Here is a 13,566-nt window from a genome sequence, read left to right on the forward strand (position 1 = left end):
GTTACATAGCGGGTTTCCTTCCCCAGTTTTTTTAATAACACGTGGGGGGGGGGGCCCGGTGCCGCGTGCGGGCCCCCCCCACCGCTCTGTGCAAGGACGTACATGGGCGACAAGAGCAACACCGACGGACCGGGCATCTCCGACGAGGAGTGGGCCCGCTTCGTGCAGGAGGCCGAGTCCGGTACCGGCGCGGCCCCCGCGGAGCCGTCGGCCCGGGCCCGGGAGGTGACCGCGCGCCTGCGCCGCGAGGACGAGCAGCGTGCCAGGGCGGCGAAGAAGGGCAGGGCTGCTTCCGCCGAGCCGCCGGGCTGGCGGACCGGGCCGGCCTGGCAGGAGATGGAGGGTCGGGGGAAGGGCAAGCGGCGGCTGAAGGCCGCACTGGGCGTCGCCGCCATCGCCGCGCTCGCGCTGGTCGCCCTGCGGCCGGAGCTGGTCATCGACCGCGTCACCGGCAAGGCGGCCCAGGACGCACGGGCCGGCCGGCCGCTCCCCGCCGAGACCGCGCGCCCCACTGCCGCGCCCTCCGTGGGCCACCCGGACCAGCCCACCCTCAAGGAGCCGTTCAAGGGCTCCCCGGCCGCCCAGTGGGCCGACGGCGCGGCCGGGATCGAGGTCCCGGAGGCCCAGGCCGTCGGCGGGATGAGCAAGGAGCAGGTCGCCGACGCGCTGGCGAAGGCCAAGCAGTTCCTGGTCTCGGCCAACCTGGACCCGGCCACCCTGCGGGGCGAGCGCCCGACGGCGGCCCTGACCCTGCTGGACCCGAAGCTGAAGGAGTCGCTCACCCGTCTTGAGCAGTCGCTGACGGCGCCGGCCAAGGGAAACGACCCGCTCGACGTCTTCACCCGGGCCGATCCGGCCGAGCTGAAGCTCGTGGGGGACGTGGTCAAGGTCCGCGGCCGCATGTGGACGGAGCCCGGCAAGGACCCGGGCCAGGCCCGCGTGCGCGTCGACTACACGTTCGTCTACCCCTTCGTGAAGGCGAAGCCGGGCGCCGCCCAGGTCGAGCGCACCATCGTGCGGCGCGAGATCACCTTCTCCGTCGCGGACCCGCGCACCTGGGAGGCGACAGCGGGCAAGCTCTGGCTAGAGGCCTACAACAGTGACCTCGCCAACAGCGCCTGCGACGTCCACGACGGATTCCTGCACCCCGTCTTCGACGAGGACGCCCCTACCGGGCCCACGCCCTCCGGGTCGCCCGTGGACCCGTACGACCGCAGCACCAGCCTGGACACCGGGCAGCAGGGGGGTTGCGGGACCCTTTCGCGGTCCTGAGACGGACCCGGGAGCCCCGCCGCGTGGCGCTGTTTGACCACTCAACGTGGCGGGGTATTCTCTTCGGCCCGATTGGCCAGGTACGCACCTCGTATGGCAGACTACTCAAGTTGCTCGGCTGAGTGTCGATGCTGCGCGCCTCCCGCCGGGAGGACCGGAAGCGAGTCCCACAGTACTCGTCGCCTTTATCTGCCTCACGGGGCAGCAATGGGGCGGACGTACGGGAATCTTTCGGGAAGCGTCAGCACGGTGCCTGCCAGGCGCTCGGTGGGTGTTTCTCCCCCGAAACGCGGTCCAGGGACCGCACCCCCTGAACAAGGGAATTTCCGTATGGGAATTTTCTGAGAGGGAGTGCGACACGCCCGACCGCGTGGGTCGGAGAGAAGCGGTGGAGGGATCCACGGCCGGCCGGGAGCCAGAGCGTTTCCACAAGAGACAGGACTACGGAGTAGCCATGGCGGGACAGAAGATCCGCATCCGGCTCAAGGCCTACGACCACGAGGTCATCGACTCCTCGGCGAAGAAGATCGTCGAGACGGTGACCCGCACTGGTGCGTCGGTCGCGGGCCCGGTGCCGCTGCCCACTGAGAAGAACGTGTACTGCGTCATCAAGTCGCCGCACAAGTACAAGGACTCGCGCGAGCACTTCGAGATGCGCACGCACAAGCGCCTGATCGACATCCTCGACCCGACGCCCAAGACCGTTGACTCGCTGATGCGCCTGGACCTTCCGGCCGGCGTTGACATCGAGATCAAGCTCTGAGAGGCGTCGAGAAGATGGCAAAGCAGATCAAGGGCGTCCTGGGCGAGAAGCTCGGCATGACCCAGGTCTGGGACGAGAACAACCGTGTCGTCCCGGTCACCGTCGTCAAGGCCGGTCCCTGCGTCGTCACCCAGGTCCGTACCAACGACACCGACGGCTACGAGTCGGTCCAGATCGCCTTCGGCGAGATCGACCCGCGCAAGGTGAACAAGCCCCTCAAGGGCCACTTCGCCAAGGCCGACGTCACCCCCCGCCGCCACCTGGTGGAGCTCCGCACCTCCGACGCCAGCGAGTACACGCTCGGCCAGGAGATCACCGCGGCCGTGTTCGAGTCCGGCGTCAAGGTTGACGTCACGGGCAACAGCAAGGGCAAGGGCTTCGCCGGTGTCATGAAGCGCCACAACTTCCGGGGCCTCGGCGCCGGTCACGGTGTGCAGCGCAAGCACCGCTCCCCCGGTTCGATCGGTGGCTGCGCCACCCCTGGGCGCGTCTTCAAGGGCGTGCGCATGGCTGGTCGTATGGGCAACGAGCGCGTCACCACCCAGAACCTGACCATCCACGCGGTGGACGCGGAGAAGGGTCTGCTCCTCATCAAGGGTGCGGTCCCCGGTCCGAACGGCGGCCTCGTCCTGGTCCGTACCGCGGCCAAGGGGGCTTGAGGTTAATGAGCACCATTGACATCCTTTCGCCGGCAGGCGACAAGGCCGGTACCGTCGAGCTCCCCGCGGAGATCTTCGACGCGAAGACCAGCGTTCCGCTGATCCACCAGGTCGTCGTCGCGCAGCTGGCCGCGGCCCGTCAGGGTACGCACAAGACCAAGACCCGTGGCGAAGTCCGTGGTGGTGGCAAGAAGCCTTACCGCCAGAAGGGCACCGGCCGCGCCCGTCAGGGTTCGACCCGCGCTCCGCAGTTCGCCGGCGGTGGCGTCGTCCACGGCCCCGTGCCGCGTGACTACTCGCAGCGGACCCCGAAGAAGATGAAGGCCGCCGCCCTCCGCGGTGCCCTCTCGGACCGTGCGCGTCACTCCCGCATCCACGTCGTCACCGGCGTGGTCGAGGGTGCCGTCTCCACGAAGGCCGCCAAGACGCTGTTCGGCAAGATCACGGAGCGCAAGAACCTGCTCCTGGTCGTCGAGCGTGCCGACGAGGCCGCGTGGCTGTCCGCCCGCAACCTGCCCCAGGTGCACATCCTGGAGCCGGGCCAGCTGAACACGTACGACGTGATCGTCTCCGACGACGTGGTCTTCACCCAGGCCGCGCTGGAGTCCTTCGTGTCTGGCCCCAAGGCCGATGAGACCGAAGGGAGCGACGCCTGATGTCCGAGGCGACCGTTACCAGCAAGACCTTCACCGACCCGCGCGACCTGCTGATCAAGCCGGTCGTCTCGGAGAAGAGCTACGCGCTGCTCGACGAGAACAAGTACACGTTCATCGTCGCGCCCGGCGCCAACAAGACCCAGATCAAGCAGGCCGTCGAGGCGGTCTTCTCGGTCAAGGTCACCGGGGTCAACACGATCAACCGTCAGGGCAAGCGCAAGCGCACCCGCACCGGTTTCGGCAAGCGTGCTGACACGAAGCGCGCCATCGTGACCCTCGCTGAGGGCGACCGTATCGACATCTTCGGCGGCCAGGCCTCCTAACGGAGTCTGAGTCGTCCGGAATCGGACGAGGACTGAGAAATGGGTATCCGCAAGTACAAGCCGACGACCCCGGGCCGTCGTGGCTCCAGCGTCGCCGACTTTGTCGAGATCACGCGGTCCACGCCGGAGAAGTCGCTGGTCCGCCCCCTGCACAGCAAGGGCGGCCGTAACAACACCGGTCGTGTGACCGTTCGCCACCAGGGCGGTGGCCACAAGCGCGCCTACCGCGTGATCGACTTCCGTCGTCACGACAAGGACGGCGTGCCGGCCAAGGTCGCGCACATCGAGTACGACCCCAACCGCACCGCGCGCATCGCGCTGCTGCACTACGCCGACGGCGAGAAGCGCTACATCATCGCGCCGCGCGGTCTGCAGCAGGGTGACCGGATTGAGAACGGCCCGACGGCCGACATCAAGCCCGGCAACAACCTGGCGCTCCGCAACATCCCGGTCGGTACGACCATCCACGCCATCGAGCTGCGTCCCGGCGGCGGTGCGAAGTTCGCCCGCTCCGCGGGTGCCTCCGTGCAGCTGCTGGCGAAGGAGGGCACCATGGCCCACCTTCGTATGCCGTCCGGTGAGATCCGTCTCGTCGACGCGCGCTGCCGCGCCACCGTCGGCGAGGTCGGCAACGCCGAGCAGTCGAACATCAACTGGGGCAAGGCCGGCCGCATGCGCTGGAAGGGCGTTCGCCCGACCGTCCGCGGTGTCGCGATGAACCCGGTTGACCACCCGCACGGTGGTGGTGAGGGCAAGACCTCCGGTGGTCGCCACCCGGTCAGCCCGTGGGGTCAGAAGGAGGGTCGTACTCGTTCGCCGAAGAAGGCTTCGAACAAGTACATCGTCCGCCGCCGCAAGACGAACAAGAAGCGCTAGGAGCGGGTTTAGATGCCGCGCAGTCTCAAGAAGGGACCCTTCGTTGACGGCCACCTCCTGAAGAAGGTGGACGCCCAGAACGAAGCCGGTACCAAGAACGTCATCAAGACCTGGTCCCGTCGCTCGATGATCATCCCCAGCATGCTGGGTCACACGATCGCGGTGCACAACGGCAAGACCCATGTCCCGGTGTTCGTCACCGAGTCCATGGTCGGCCACAAGCTCGGCGAGTTCTCGCCGACTCGCACCTTCCGCGGCCACGTCAAGGAAGACCGGAAGTCGAAGCGCCGCTAATCAGCGGGGTGTGAACGACCAATGACTTACACCGAAGGGACAACCATGGAAGCCAGGGCTCAGGCGCGGTACATCCGTGTCACGCCCATGAAGGCCCGCCGTGTGGTGGACCTCATCCGTGGCATGGATGCCACGGAGGCCCAGGCGGTCCTGCGTTTCGCTCCGCAGGCCGCGACTGTGCCGGTGGGCAAGGTGCTTGACAGCGCCATCGCCAACGCCGCGCACAACTACAACCACACGGACGCCTCCTCGCTCTTCATCAGCGAGGCGTTCGTTGACGAAGGTCCGACCCTGAAGCGGTTCCGTCCGCGCGCCCAGGGCCGTGCCTACCGGATCCGCAAGCGGACCAGCCACATCACCGTGGTCGTCAGCAGCAAGGAAGGAACCCGGTAATGGGCCAGAAGGTAAACCCGCACGGGTTCCGGCTCGGCATCACCACCGACTTCAAGTCGCGCTGGTACGCCGACAAGCTGTACAAGGACTACGTCAAGGAAGACGTCGCCATCCGTCGGATGATGACGTCCGGCATGGAGCGCGCCGGCATCTCCAAGGTCGAGATCGAGCGCACCCGTGACCGCGTGCGTGTGGACATCCACACCGCTCGTCCGGGCATCGTCATCGGCCGCCGCGGCGCCGAGGCCGACCGCATCCGCGGCGACCTCGAGAAGCTCACCGGCAAGCAGGTCCAGCTGAACATCCTCGAGGTCAAGAACCCCGAGCTCGACGCTCAGCTGGTTGCCCAGGCCGTGGCCGAGCAGCTCTCCTCCCGCGTCTCCTTCCGCCGTGCCATGCGCAAGAGCATGCAGGGCACCATGAAGGCCGGCGCCAAGGGCATCAAGATCCAGTGTGGTGGCCGTCTCGGCGGCGCCGAGATGTCCCGGTCCGAGTTCTACCGCGAGGGTCGTGTGCCGCTGCACACGCTCCGCGCGAACGTGGACTACGGCTTCTTCGAGGCCAAGACCACCTTCGGCCGCATCGGCGTGAAGGTCTGGATCTACAAGGGCGACGTCAAGAACATCGCCGAGGTTCGCGCCGAGAACGCTGCGGCCCGCGCGGGTAACCGCCCGGCCCGTGGTGCCGGCGCTGGCGACCGTCCCGCCGGCCGTGGTGGCCGCGGTGGCGAGCGCGGCGGCCGTGGTGGCCGCAAGCCGCAGCAGGCTGCCGCTGCCGAGGCCCCCAAGGCCGACGCCGCTGCCGCCGCTCCGGCTGAGAGCACCGGAACGGAGGCCTGACCGACATGCTGATCCCCCGTAGGGTCAAGCACCGCAAGCAGCACCACCCCAAGCGCGGAGGCGTTTCCAAGGGTGGTACCGAGGTGGCGTTCGGCGAGTACGGCATCCAGGCGCTCACCCCGGCGTACGTGACGAACCGTCAGATCGAGTCCGCTCGTATCGCGATGACCCGTCACATCAAGCGTGGCGGCAAGGTCTGGATCAACATCTACCCGGACCGTCCGCTCACGAAGAAGCCCGCCGAGACCCGCATGGGTTCCGGTAAGGGTTCCCCCGAGTGGTGGATCGCGAACGTGCACCCGGGCCGGGTCATGTTCGAGCTGTCCTACCCGAACGAGAAGATTGCGCGTGAGGCTCTCACTCGTGCGGCCCACAAGCTGCCGATGAAGTGCCGGATCGTCAAGCGCGAGGCAGGTGAGTCGTGATGGCGGCCGGTACCAAGGCGTCGGAGCTGCGCGAGCTTGGCAACGAGGAGCTCGTTGCCAAGCTGCGCGAGGCCAAGGAAGAGCTGTTCAAGCTCCGCTTCCAGGCGGCGACCGGACAGCTCGAGAACAACGGCCGGCTCAAGGCCGTCCGCAAGGACATCGCCCGGATCTACACCCTGATGCACGAGCGTGAGCTCGGCATCGAGACGGTGGAGAACGCCTGATGAGCGAGAAGAACGTGACTGAGAAGACCGAGCGCGGCTTCCGCAAGACCCGTGAGGGTCTGGTCGTCAGCGACAAGATGGACAAGACCGTCGTCGTCGCCGTTGAGGACCGCGTCAAGCACGCCCTGTACGGCAAGGTCATCCGCCGTACGAACAAGCTCAAGGCCCACGACGAGCAGAACGCTGCCGGTGTCGGCGACCGTGTCCTGATCATGGAGACGCGTCCGCTGTCGGCGAGCAAGCGCTGGCGCATCGTCGAGATCCTCGAGAAGGCCAAGTAATCACCTGAAGGGTTTCCTTCAGGTTCGTTCCGCCAGGCTCGGCCGGGGCCGTCCGCTTGAGGGCGCCCCGGCCGGGAACCGGCAGACAAACAGGAGATAGACGTGATCCAGCAGGAGTCGCGACTTCGCGTCGCCGACAACACTGGTGCCAAGGAGATCCTTTGCATCCGTGTTCTCGGTGGCTCGGGTCGCCGCTACGCGGGCATCGGTGACGTCATCGTCGCCACCGTCAAGGACGCGATCCCCGGTGGCAACGTGAAGAAGGGTGACGTCGTCAAGGCGGTCATCGTTCGCACCGTCAAGGAGCGCCGCCGCCAGGACGGCTCGTACATCCGCTTCGACGAGAACGCCGCCGTCATTCTGAAGAACGACGGCGACCCTCGCGGCACCCGCATCTTCGGCCCGGTCGGCCGTGAGCTGCGCGAGAAGAAGTTCATGAAGATCATCTCGCTCGCGCCGGAGGTGCTGTAAGCATGAAGATCAAGAAGGGCGACCTGGTCCAGGTCATCACCGGTAAGGACAAGGGCAAGCAGGGCAAGGTCGTCGCGGCCTTCCCCAGCGAGAACCGCGTCCTGGTCGAGGGTGTCAACCGGGTCAAGAAGCACACCAAGGCTGGTCCGAACCAGGCCGGCGGCATCGTGATCACCGAGGCCCCCGTCCACGTTTCGAACGTCCAGCTGGTCGTGGAGAAGGACGGCAAGAAGGTCGTCACCCGCGTCGGTTACCGCTTCGACGACGAGGGCAACAAGATCCGCGTTGCCAAGCGCACGGGTGAGGACATCTGATGGCTACCACTCCGCGTCTGAAGACGAAGTACCGCGAGGAGATCGCGGGCAAGCTGCGTGAGGAGTTCTCGTACGAGAACGTCATGCAGATCCCCGGCCTCGTCAAGATCGTCGTGAACATGGGTGTCGGCGACGCCGCCCGTGACTCGAAGCTGATCGACGGCGCCATCCGCGACCTCACCACGATCACCGGTCAGAAGCCGGCCGTCACCAAGGCCCGCAAGTCCATCGCGCAGTTCAAGCTGCGTGAGGGTCAGCCGATCGGTGCCCACGTCACCCTCCGTGGCGACCGCATGTGGGAGTTCCTGGACCGCACCCTGTCGCTCGCGCTGCCGCGCATCCGCGACTTCCGCGGCCTGTCCCCGAAGCAGTTCGACGGCCGTGGCAACTACACCTTCGGTCTCACGGAGCAGGTCATGTTCCACGAGATCGACCAGGACAAGATCGACCGCGTCCGGGGTATGGACATCACCGTGGTGACCACGGCGACCAACGACGCTGAGGGCCGCGCGCTCCTCCGTCACCTCGGCTTCCCGTTCAAGGAGGCGTAAGCGAGATGGCGAAGAAGGCTCTGATTGCCAAGGCTGCTCGTAAGCCCAAGTTCGGTGTGCGTGCGTACACCCGCTGCCAGCGCTGCGGCCGCCCGCACTCCGTGTACCGCAAGTTCGGCCTGTGCCGCGTGTGCCTCCGTGAGATGGCTCACCGTGGCGAGCTGCCGGGCGTGACCAAGAGCTCCTGGTAAACCCTTCTGTCCCTGGACAGTTGGGATTGCCGGTAACTCTCGGTAAGCATCTGGGTCGGCGGAGGCCCCTCCCCCATGCCGTAGGCTAGTGGGGTTGGGCGTCCGCCGCCCGCACGACTTACTACGCCGTAGGTCCCCGCACCGCACCCGTCCCGTCTCAGTACGGGGAGAGGGATGGCGCATACAGGAAACCCCGGCGAGAGAGGCCGAAGGCCAATTCATGACCATGACTGACCCGATCGCAGACATGCTCACGCGTCTGCGGAACGCTAACTCGGCGTACCACGACTCCGTCGTGATGCCGCACAGCAAGATCAAGTCGCACATCGCGGAAATCCTCAAGCAGGAGGGTTTCATCACCGGCTGGAAGGTCGAGGACGCCGAGGTCGGCAAGAACCTCGTCCTCGAGCTGAAGTTCGGTCCGAACCGCGAGCGCTCGATCGCCGGCATCAAGCGAATCTCGAAGCCGGGTCTGCGTGTTTACGCGAAGTCCACCAACCTGCCGAAGGTCCTCGGTGGCCTGGGCGTGGCGATCATCTCCACGTCCCACGGTCTCCTGACCGGCCAGCAGGCGCAGAAGAAGGGCGTGGGTGGGGAAGTCCTCGCCTACGTCTGGTAGTCGGGAACGGAGGAAAAGCTATGTCTCGTATCGGCAAGCTCCCCATCCCGGTTCCCGCCGGCGTGGACGTCACCATCGATGGCCGCACGATCGCGGTGAAGGGCCCCAAGGGTCTCCTCTCCCACACCGTTGCCGCCCCCATCGAGATCGTTAAGGGCGAGGACGGCGTTCTGAACGTCACCCGTCCGAACGACGAGCGTCAGAACAAGGCCCTCCACGGCCTGTCCCGCACGCTGGTGGCCAACATGATCACCGGTGTGACCCAGGGATACACCAAGGCGCTCGAGATCAGCGGTGTCGGTTACCGCGTGGCCGCGAAGGGCTCCGCTCTGGAGTTCCAGCTCGGCTACAGCCACCCGATCCTGGTGGAGGCCCCCGAGGGCATCTCCTTCAAGGTCGAGTCGCCGACCAAGTTCTCGGTCGAGGGCATCGACAAGCAGAAGGTCGGCGAGGTCGCCGCCAACATCCGCAAGCTGCGGAAGCCCGACCCGTACAAGGCCAAGGGCGTCAAGTACGCGGGCGAGGTCATCCGCCGCAAGGTCGGAAAGGCTGGTAAGTAAAGCCATGGCATACGGTGTGAAGATCGCCAAGGGCGACGCTTACAAGCGCGCTGCGAAGGCGCGCCGCCACATCCGCATCCGCAAGAGCATCTCGGGTACGGCGGAGCGTCCGCGCCTCGTCGTGACCCGCTCGAACCGCGGTATCACCGCCCAGGTCATCGACGACCTCAAGGGTCACACCCTTGCGTCGGCGTCGCACCTGGACGCGTCGGTCCGCGGTGGCGAGGGTGACAAGTCCGCGCAGGCCAAGCAGGTCGGTCTCCTGGTCGCCGAGCGCGCCAAGGCCGCCGGTGTCGAGGCCGTCGTGTTCGACCGCGGTGGCAACAGGTACGCCGGGCGCATTGCCGCTCTGGCTGACGCCGCCCGCGAAGCCGGGCTGAAGTTCTAAGCCCCGGTTCCGGGACTAACGGACGTAACAGAGAGAGGTAATCCAATGGCTGGACCCCAGCGCCGCGGCAGCGGTGCCGGTGGCGGCGAGCGGCGGGACCGGAAGGGTCGCGACGGTGGCGCTGCCGCCGAGAAGACCGCCTACGTTGAGCGCGTCGTCGCGATCAACCGTGTCGCCAAGGTTGTGAAGGGTGGTCGTCGCTTCAGCTTCACCGCGCTGGTCGTGGTGGGCGACGGTGACGGCACCGTGGGTGTCGGTTACGGCAAGGCCAAGGAAGTTCCCGCGGCCATCGCCAAGGGTGTCGAGGAGGCGAAGAAGAACTTCTTCCGCGTCCCCCGCATCCAGGGCACCATCCCGCACCCGGTTCAGGGCGAGAAGGCTGCGGGCGTCGTCCTGCTGAAGCCTGCTTCCCCCGGTACCGGTGTTATCGCCGGTGGCCCGGTGCGCGCCGTTCTGGAGTGCGCCGGCGTTCACGACATCCTGTCGAAGTCGCTCGGCTCCGACAACGCGATCAACATCGTGCACGCGACCGTGGAGGCCCTCAAGGGCCTGCAGCGTCCCGAGGAGATCGCGGCCCGCCGCGGTCTGCCGCTCGAGGACGTCGCTCCCGCGGCTCTGCTCCGTGCGCGTGCAGGGGCGGGTGTGTGATGGCTCGCCTCAAGATCACGCAGACGAAGTCGTACATCGGCAGCAAGCAGAACCACCGCGACACCCTTCGTTCGCTCGGGCTCAAGCGCCTGAACGACGTGGTCGTCAAGGAGGACCGCCCCGAGTTCCGCGGCATGGTGCACACCGTCCGCCACCTCGTGACGGTTGAGGAGGTTGACTAATCATGGCTGAGACCAGCCCGCTGAAGGCCCACAACCTCCGTCCCGCCCCCGGCGCCAAGACCGCCAAGACCCGTGTTGGTCGTGGTGAGGCGTCGAAGGGTAAGACGGCCGGTCGTGGTACCAAGGGTACGAAGGCTCGTTACCAGGTTCCGCAGCGCTTCGAGGGTGGGCAGATGCCCCTCCACATGCGCCTGCCGAAGCTGAAGGGCTTCAAGAACCCGTTCCGCACCGAGTTCCAGGTCGTGAACCTGGACAAGCTGGCCGCGCTCTACCCGCAGGGTGGCGAGGTCACGGTGGCCGACCTGGTCGCCAAGGGTGCCGTTCGCAAGAACCAGCTCGTCAAGGTCCTGGGCCAGGGCGAGATCTCCGTGGCGCTGCAGGTTTCGGTTGACGCCGTTTCCGCCTCCGCCAAGGAGAAGATTGCCGCCGCCGGCGGCTCCGTCACCGAGCTCGTCTAAGACGAACCCACGTGACAGATAGCTGAAAACCCGACCGGGGATGCCTCACATATGGGGCATCCCCGGTTGGTCGTTCCACGGGGGGCGCAGTCGCCGGTAAGGTGGCCTGCACCTTTGCTTGTACGTATTCGTCGAACCTCAGACCGTCACCTCTGACGCAGTAGCGCGGGGGTCGCAGGAGGCACCGTGCTCACCGCGTTCGCCCGGGCGTTCAAGACGCCCGACCTGCGCAAGAAGCTGCTCTTCACGCTCGGCATCATCGTGCTGTTCCGCCTCGGGTCCCACGTCCCGGTACCCGGCGTGAACTACAAGAACGTCCAGATCTGTGTCGACCAGGCCGGAAGCAGCAACAGCCTCTTCGGTCTCGTCAACATGTTCAGCGGCGGCGCGCTGCTCCAGATCACGATCTTCGCGCTCGGGATCATGCCGTACATCACGGCGAGCATCATCCTGCAGCTGCTGACCGTGGTCATCCCGAAGCTGGAGACCCTCAAGAAGGAGGGCCAGTCCGGCACGGCGAAGATCACGCAGTACACGCGCTACCTGACGGTCGCGCTCGCCATCCTCCAGGGCACGGGTCTCGTCGCCACCGCCCGCACGGGCGCGCTGTTCCAGGGCTGCCCGGTCGCGAGCCAGATCGTTCCGGACCGGTCGATCTTCACCACCATCACCATGGTCGTCACGATGACCGCCGGTACCTGTGTCGTCATGTGGCTCGGTGAGCTGATCACCGACCGCGGCATCGGCAACGGCATGTCGATCCTGATGTTCATCTCGATCGCCGCCGGCTTCATCGGCGCGCTGTGGCAGATCAAGCTCCAGGGCAAGATCGCCGACGGTTGGGTCGAGTTCGGCGTCGTGATCCTCGTCGGCCTGGCGATGGTCGCGCTGGTGGTCTTCGTGGAGCAGGCCCAGCGCCGCATCCCGGTGCAGTACGCGAAGCGCATGATCGGCCGCCGCGCGTACGGCGGCACCTCGACCTACATCCCGCTCAAGGTGAACCAGGCCGGTGTGATTCCGGTCATCTTCGCCTCGTCGCTGCTGTACATCCCGGCGCTGATCGTCCAGTTCAGCGGATCCACCGCAGACTGGGCGATCTGGATCCAAAAGCACTTCGTCAAGGGCGACCACCCGTACTACATCGCGACCTACTTCCTCCTGATCGTCTTCTTCGCGTTCTTCTACGTGGCGATTTCGTTCAACCCCGAGGAAGTTGCAGACAACATGAAGAAGTATGGTGGGTTCATCCCGGGTATCCGCGCCGGTCGACCCACCGCCGAGTACCTGAGCTACGTGCTCAACCGGATCACCTGGCCGGGGTCGCTGTACCTGGGTCTGATCGCTCTAGTGCCGACGATGGCGTTGGCCGGCTTCGGAGCGAACCAGAACTTCCCGTTCGGCGGGACGAGCATCCTGATCATCGTGGGTGTGGGTCTGGAAACCGTGAAGCAGATCGAGAGCCAGCTCCAGCAGCGCAATTACGAAGGGTTCCTCCGCTGATGCGTATCGTCCTCGTCGGACCGCCCGGTGCGGGCAAGGGAACGCAGGCCGCGTTCCTTGCAAAGAACCTGTCGATCCCGCACATCTCCACGGGCGACCTGTTCCGGGCCAACATCAGCAAGAACACCGAGCTGGGTCGCCGCGCGAAGGAGTTCATGGACGCCGGCAAGCTCGTCCCGGACGAGATCACCGTCGGCATGGCCAAGGACCGCATGGAGCAGCCGGACGCCGTGAACGGCTTCCTGCTGGACGGCTTCCCGCGCAACGTGTCGCAGGCCGAGGCCCTGGACGAGATGCTGCAGACCTCCGGCATGAAGCTCGACGCCGTCCTCGACCTGGAGGTCGAGGAGGACGAGGTCGTCAAGCGCATCGCCGGCCGCCGGATCTGCCGCAACGACTCCGCGCACGTGTTCCACGTCGAGTACAGCGCCCCGGAGACCGAGGGCGTCTGCGACAAGTGCGGCGGCGAGCTGTACCAGCGCGACGACGACTCCGAGGCCACGGTCCGGACCCGGCTGGAGGTCTACCACACGCAGACCGAGCCGATCATCGACTACTACAAGGCCCAGGGCCTGCTCGTGACGATCCCCGCGCTCGGCAAGGTCGAGGAAGTCACGCAGCGCGCGATGGACGCCCTGAAGAAGTAGTACCCCTGCTGTGCGTACGGCCGCGGTGTCCC

General features: G+C 66.4%; 24 protein-coding genes. All 24 read left to right on the forward strand.

The annotated features are described in order from the left end of the window. Positions 1–102: 102 nt before the first annotated feature. The 24 genes from ACFV7Q_RS13635 (at position 103) to ACFV7Q_RS13750 (ending at position 13,534) form a co-directional block, all read left to right on the forward strand. Positions 103–1,272, forward strand: a complete 1,170-nt coding sequence (locus ACFV7Q_RS13635) for a hypothetical protein (protein WP_385427919.1) — start codon at positions 103–105, stop codon at positions 1,270–1,272. A gap of 454 nt (positions 1,273–1,726) precedes the next feature. Next, the gene (gene rpsJ, locus ACFV7Q_RS13640) at positions 1,727–2,035 is read left to right on the forward strand and encodes a 30S ribosomal protein S10 (protein ID WP_003948644.1); all 309 of its coding nucleotides are present in this window, start codon (positions 1,727–1,729) and stop codon (positions 2,033–2,035) included. Between the two features lie 14 nt (positions 2,036–2,049). Continuing rightward, on the forward strand, positions 2,050–2,694 hold the full coding sequence (rplC, locus tag ACFV7Q_RS13645) for a 50S ribosomal protein L3 (RefSeq protein WP_361090689.1): 645 nt from the start codon (positions 2,050–2,052) through the stop codon (positions 2,692–2,694). A 5-nt stretch (positions 2,695–2,699) separates the two neighbouring features. After that, positions 2,700–3,350, forward strand: coding sequence for a 50S ribosomal protein L4 (gene rplD / locus ACFV7Q_RS13650; protein WP_125540845.1), 651 nt, complete (start codon positions 2,700–2,702; stop codon positions 3,348–3,350). Further along, a complete protein-coding gene (gene rplW / locus ACFV7Q_RS13655; protein ID WP_385427922.1) occupies positions 3,350–3,673 on the forward strand; it encodes a 50S ribosomal protein L23 in 324 nt (107 codons plus the stop codon). The genes rplD and rplW overlap by 1 nt, the downstream gene beginning before the upstream one ends. Before the next feature lie 39 nt (positions 3,674–3,712). Then, positions 3,713–4,549 (forward strand): 50S ribosomal protein L2, encoded by an 837-nt coding sequence (gene rplB / locus ACFV7Q_RS13660; protein WP_114053737.1) that lies wholly within the window; start codon positions 3,713–3,715, stop codon positions 4,547–4,549. A 12-nt stretch (positions 4,550–4,561) separates the two neighbouring features. Next, positions 4,562–4,843: a 30S ribosomal protein S19 gene (gene rpsS / locus ACFV7Q_RS13665; RefSeq protein ID WP_114053738.1), complete on the forward strand. Its 282-nt coding sequence runs from the start codon at positions 4,562–4,564 to the stop codon at positions 4,841–4,843. A 45-nt stretch (positions 4,844–4,888) separates the two neighbouring features. Further along, positions 4,889–5,236 (forward strand): 50S ribosomal protein L22, encoded by a 348-nt coding sequence (gene rplV, locus ACFV7Q_RS13670; RefSeq protein ID WP_385428049.1) that lies wholly within the window; start codon positions 4,889–4,891, stop codon positions 5,234–5,236. After that, entirely contained in the window at positions 5,236–6,075 is an 840-nt protein-coding gene (gene rpsC, locus ACFV7Q_RS13675; RefSeq protein ID WP_179173312.1) for a 30S ribosomal protein S3, read from the forward strand. Before rplV ends, rpsC begins: the two co-directional genes overlap by 1 nt. A 5-nt stretch (positions 6,076–6,080) precedes the next feature. Then, a complete protein-coding gene (gene rplP, locus ACFV7Q_RS13680) occupies positions 6,081–6,500 on the forward strand; it encodes a 50S ribosomal protein L16 (protein ID WP_179173313.1) in 420 nt (139 codons plus the stop codon). Beyond that, positions 6,500–6,724 (forward strand): 50S ribosomal protein L29, encoded by a 225-nt coding sequence (gene rpmC, locus ACFV7Q_RS13685; RefSeq protein ID WP_125540842.1) that lies wholly within the window; start codon positions 6,500–6,502, stop codon positions 6,722–6,724. The genes rplP and rpmC overlap by 1 nt, the downstream gene beginning before the upstream one ends. Then, positions 6,724–7,005: a 30S ribosomal protein S17 gene (gene rpsQ, locus ACFV7Q_RS13690; RefSeq protein WP_079429300.1), complete on the forward strand. Its 282-nt coding sequence runs from the start codon at positions 6,724–6,726 to the stop codon at positions 7,003–7,005. Before rpmC ends, rpsQ begins: the two co-directional genes overlap by 1 nt. Positions 7,006–7,107: 102 nt before the next feature. Further along, positions 7,108–7,476: a 50S ribosomal protein L14 gene (gene rplN / locus ACFV7Q_RS13695; protein ID WP_003956455.1), complete on the forward strand. Its 369-nt coding sequence runs from the start codon at positions 7,108–7,110 to the stop codon at positions 7,474–7,476. A gap of 2 nt (positions 7,477–7,478) precedes the next feature. Next, positions 7,479–7,790 carry a 50S ribosomal protein L24 gene (gene rplX, locus ACFV7Q_RS13700; protein WP_385427927.1) on the forward strand — a complete coding sequence of 104 codons (312 nt, stop codon included), beginning with the start codon at positions 7,479–7,481 and terminating at the stop codon, positions 7,788–7,790. Next, positions 7,790–8,341, forward strand: a complete 552-nt coding sequence (rplE, locus tag ACFV7Q_RS13705) for a 50S ribosomal protein L5 (protein ID WP_179173315.1) — start codon at positions 7,790–7,792, stop codon at positions 8,339–8,341. The genes rplX and rplE overlap by 1 nt, the downstream gene beginning before the upstream one ends. Positions 8,342–8,346: 5 nt before the next feature. Further along, positions 8,347–8,532, forward strand: a complete 186-nt coding sequence (locus ACFV7Q_RS13710; RefSeq protein WP_003956452.1) for a type Z 30S ribosomal protein S14 — start codon at positions 8,347–8,349, stop codon at positions 8,530–8,532. Between the two features lie 220 nt (positions 8,533–8,752). Further along, the gene (gene rpsH / locus ACFV7Q_RS13715) at positions 8,753–9,151 is read left to right on the forward strand and encodes a 30S ribosomal protein S8 (protein WP_042812335.1); all 399 of its coding nucleotides are present in this window, start codon (positions 8,753–8,755) and stop codon (positions 9,149–9,151) included. A 20-nt stretch (positions 9,152–9,171) separates the two neighbouring features. Further along, on the forward strand, positions 9,172–9,711 hold the full coding sequence (gene rplF / locus ACFV7Q_RS13720) for a 50S ribosomal protein L6 (RefSeq protein WP_385427931.1): 540 nt from the start codon (positions 9,172–9,174) through the stop codon (positions 9,709–9,711). A gap of 4 nt (positions 9,712–9,715) precedes the next feature. Next, positions 9,716–10,099 (forward strand): 50S ribosomal protein L18, encoded by a 384-nt coding sequence (rplR, locus tag ACFV7Q_RS13725; RefSeq protein WP_114053745.1) that lies wholly within the window; start codon positions 9,716–9,718, stop codon positions 10,097–10,099. A gap of 45 nt (positions 10,100–10,144) precedes the next feature. Continuing rightward, complete coding sequence (gene rpsE, locus ACFV7Q_RS13730; protein WP_179173317.1) at positions 10,145–10,747, forward strand: 30S ribosomal protein S5; 603 nt, start codon at positions 10,145–10,147, stop codon at positions 10,745–10,747. Beyond that, positions 10,747–10,929, forward strand: coding sequence for a 50S ribosomal protein L30 (gene rpmD / locus ACFV7Q_RS13735; protein WP_005313525.1), 183 nt, complete (start codon positions 10,747–10,749; stop codon positions 10,927–10,929). Before rpsE ends, rpmD begins: the two co-directional genes overlap by 1 nt. 2 nt (positions 10,930–10,931) lie before the next feature. Further along, entirely contained in the window at positions 10,932–11,387 is a 456-nt protein-coding gene (gene rplO / locus ACFV7Q_RS13740; RefSeq protein WP_385427934.1) for a 50S ribosomal protein L15, read from the forward strand. 186 nt (positions 11,388–11,573) lie between these two features. Further along, positions 11,574–12,887: a preprotein translocase subunit SecY gene (secY, locus tag ACFV7Q_RS13745; protein WP_385427937.1), complete on the forward strand. Its 1,314-nt coding sequence runs from the start codon at positions 11,574–11,576 to the stop codon at positions 12,885–12,887. Then, positions 12,887–13,534, forward strand: coding sequence for an adenylate kinase (locus tag ACFV7Q_RS13750; RefSeq protein ID WP_385427940.1), 648 nt, complete (start codon positions 12,887–12,889; stop codon positions 13,532–13,534). The genes secY and ACFV7Q_RS13750 overlap by 1 nt, the downstream gene beginning before the upstream one ends. The last annotated feature ends 32 nt before the right edge of the window (positions 13,535–13,566 follow it).

The sequence above is a fragment of the Streptomyces sp. NPDC059851 genome (assembly GCF_042732005.1).
Lineage (GTDB): Bacteria > Actinomycetota > Actinomycetes > Streptomycetales > Streptomycetaceae > Streptomyces.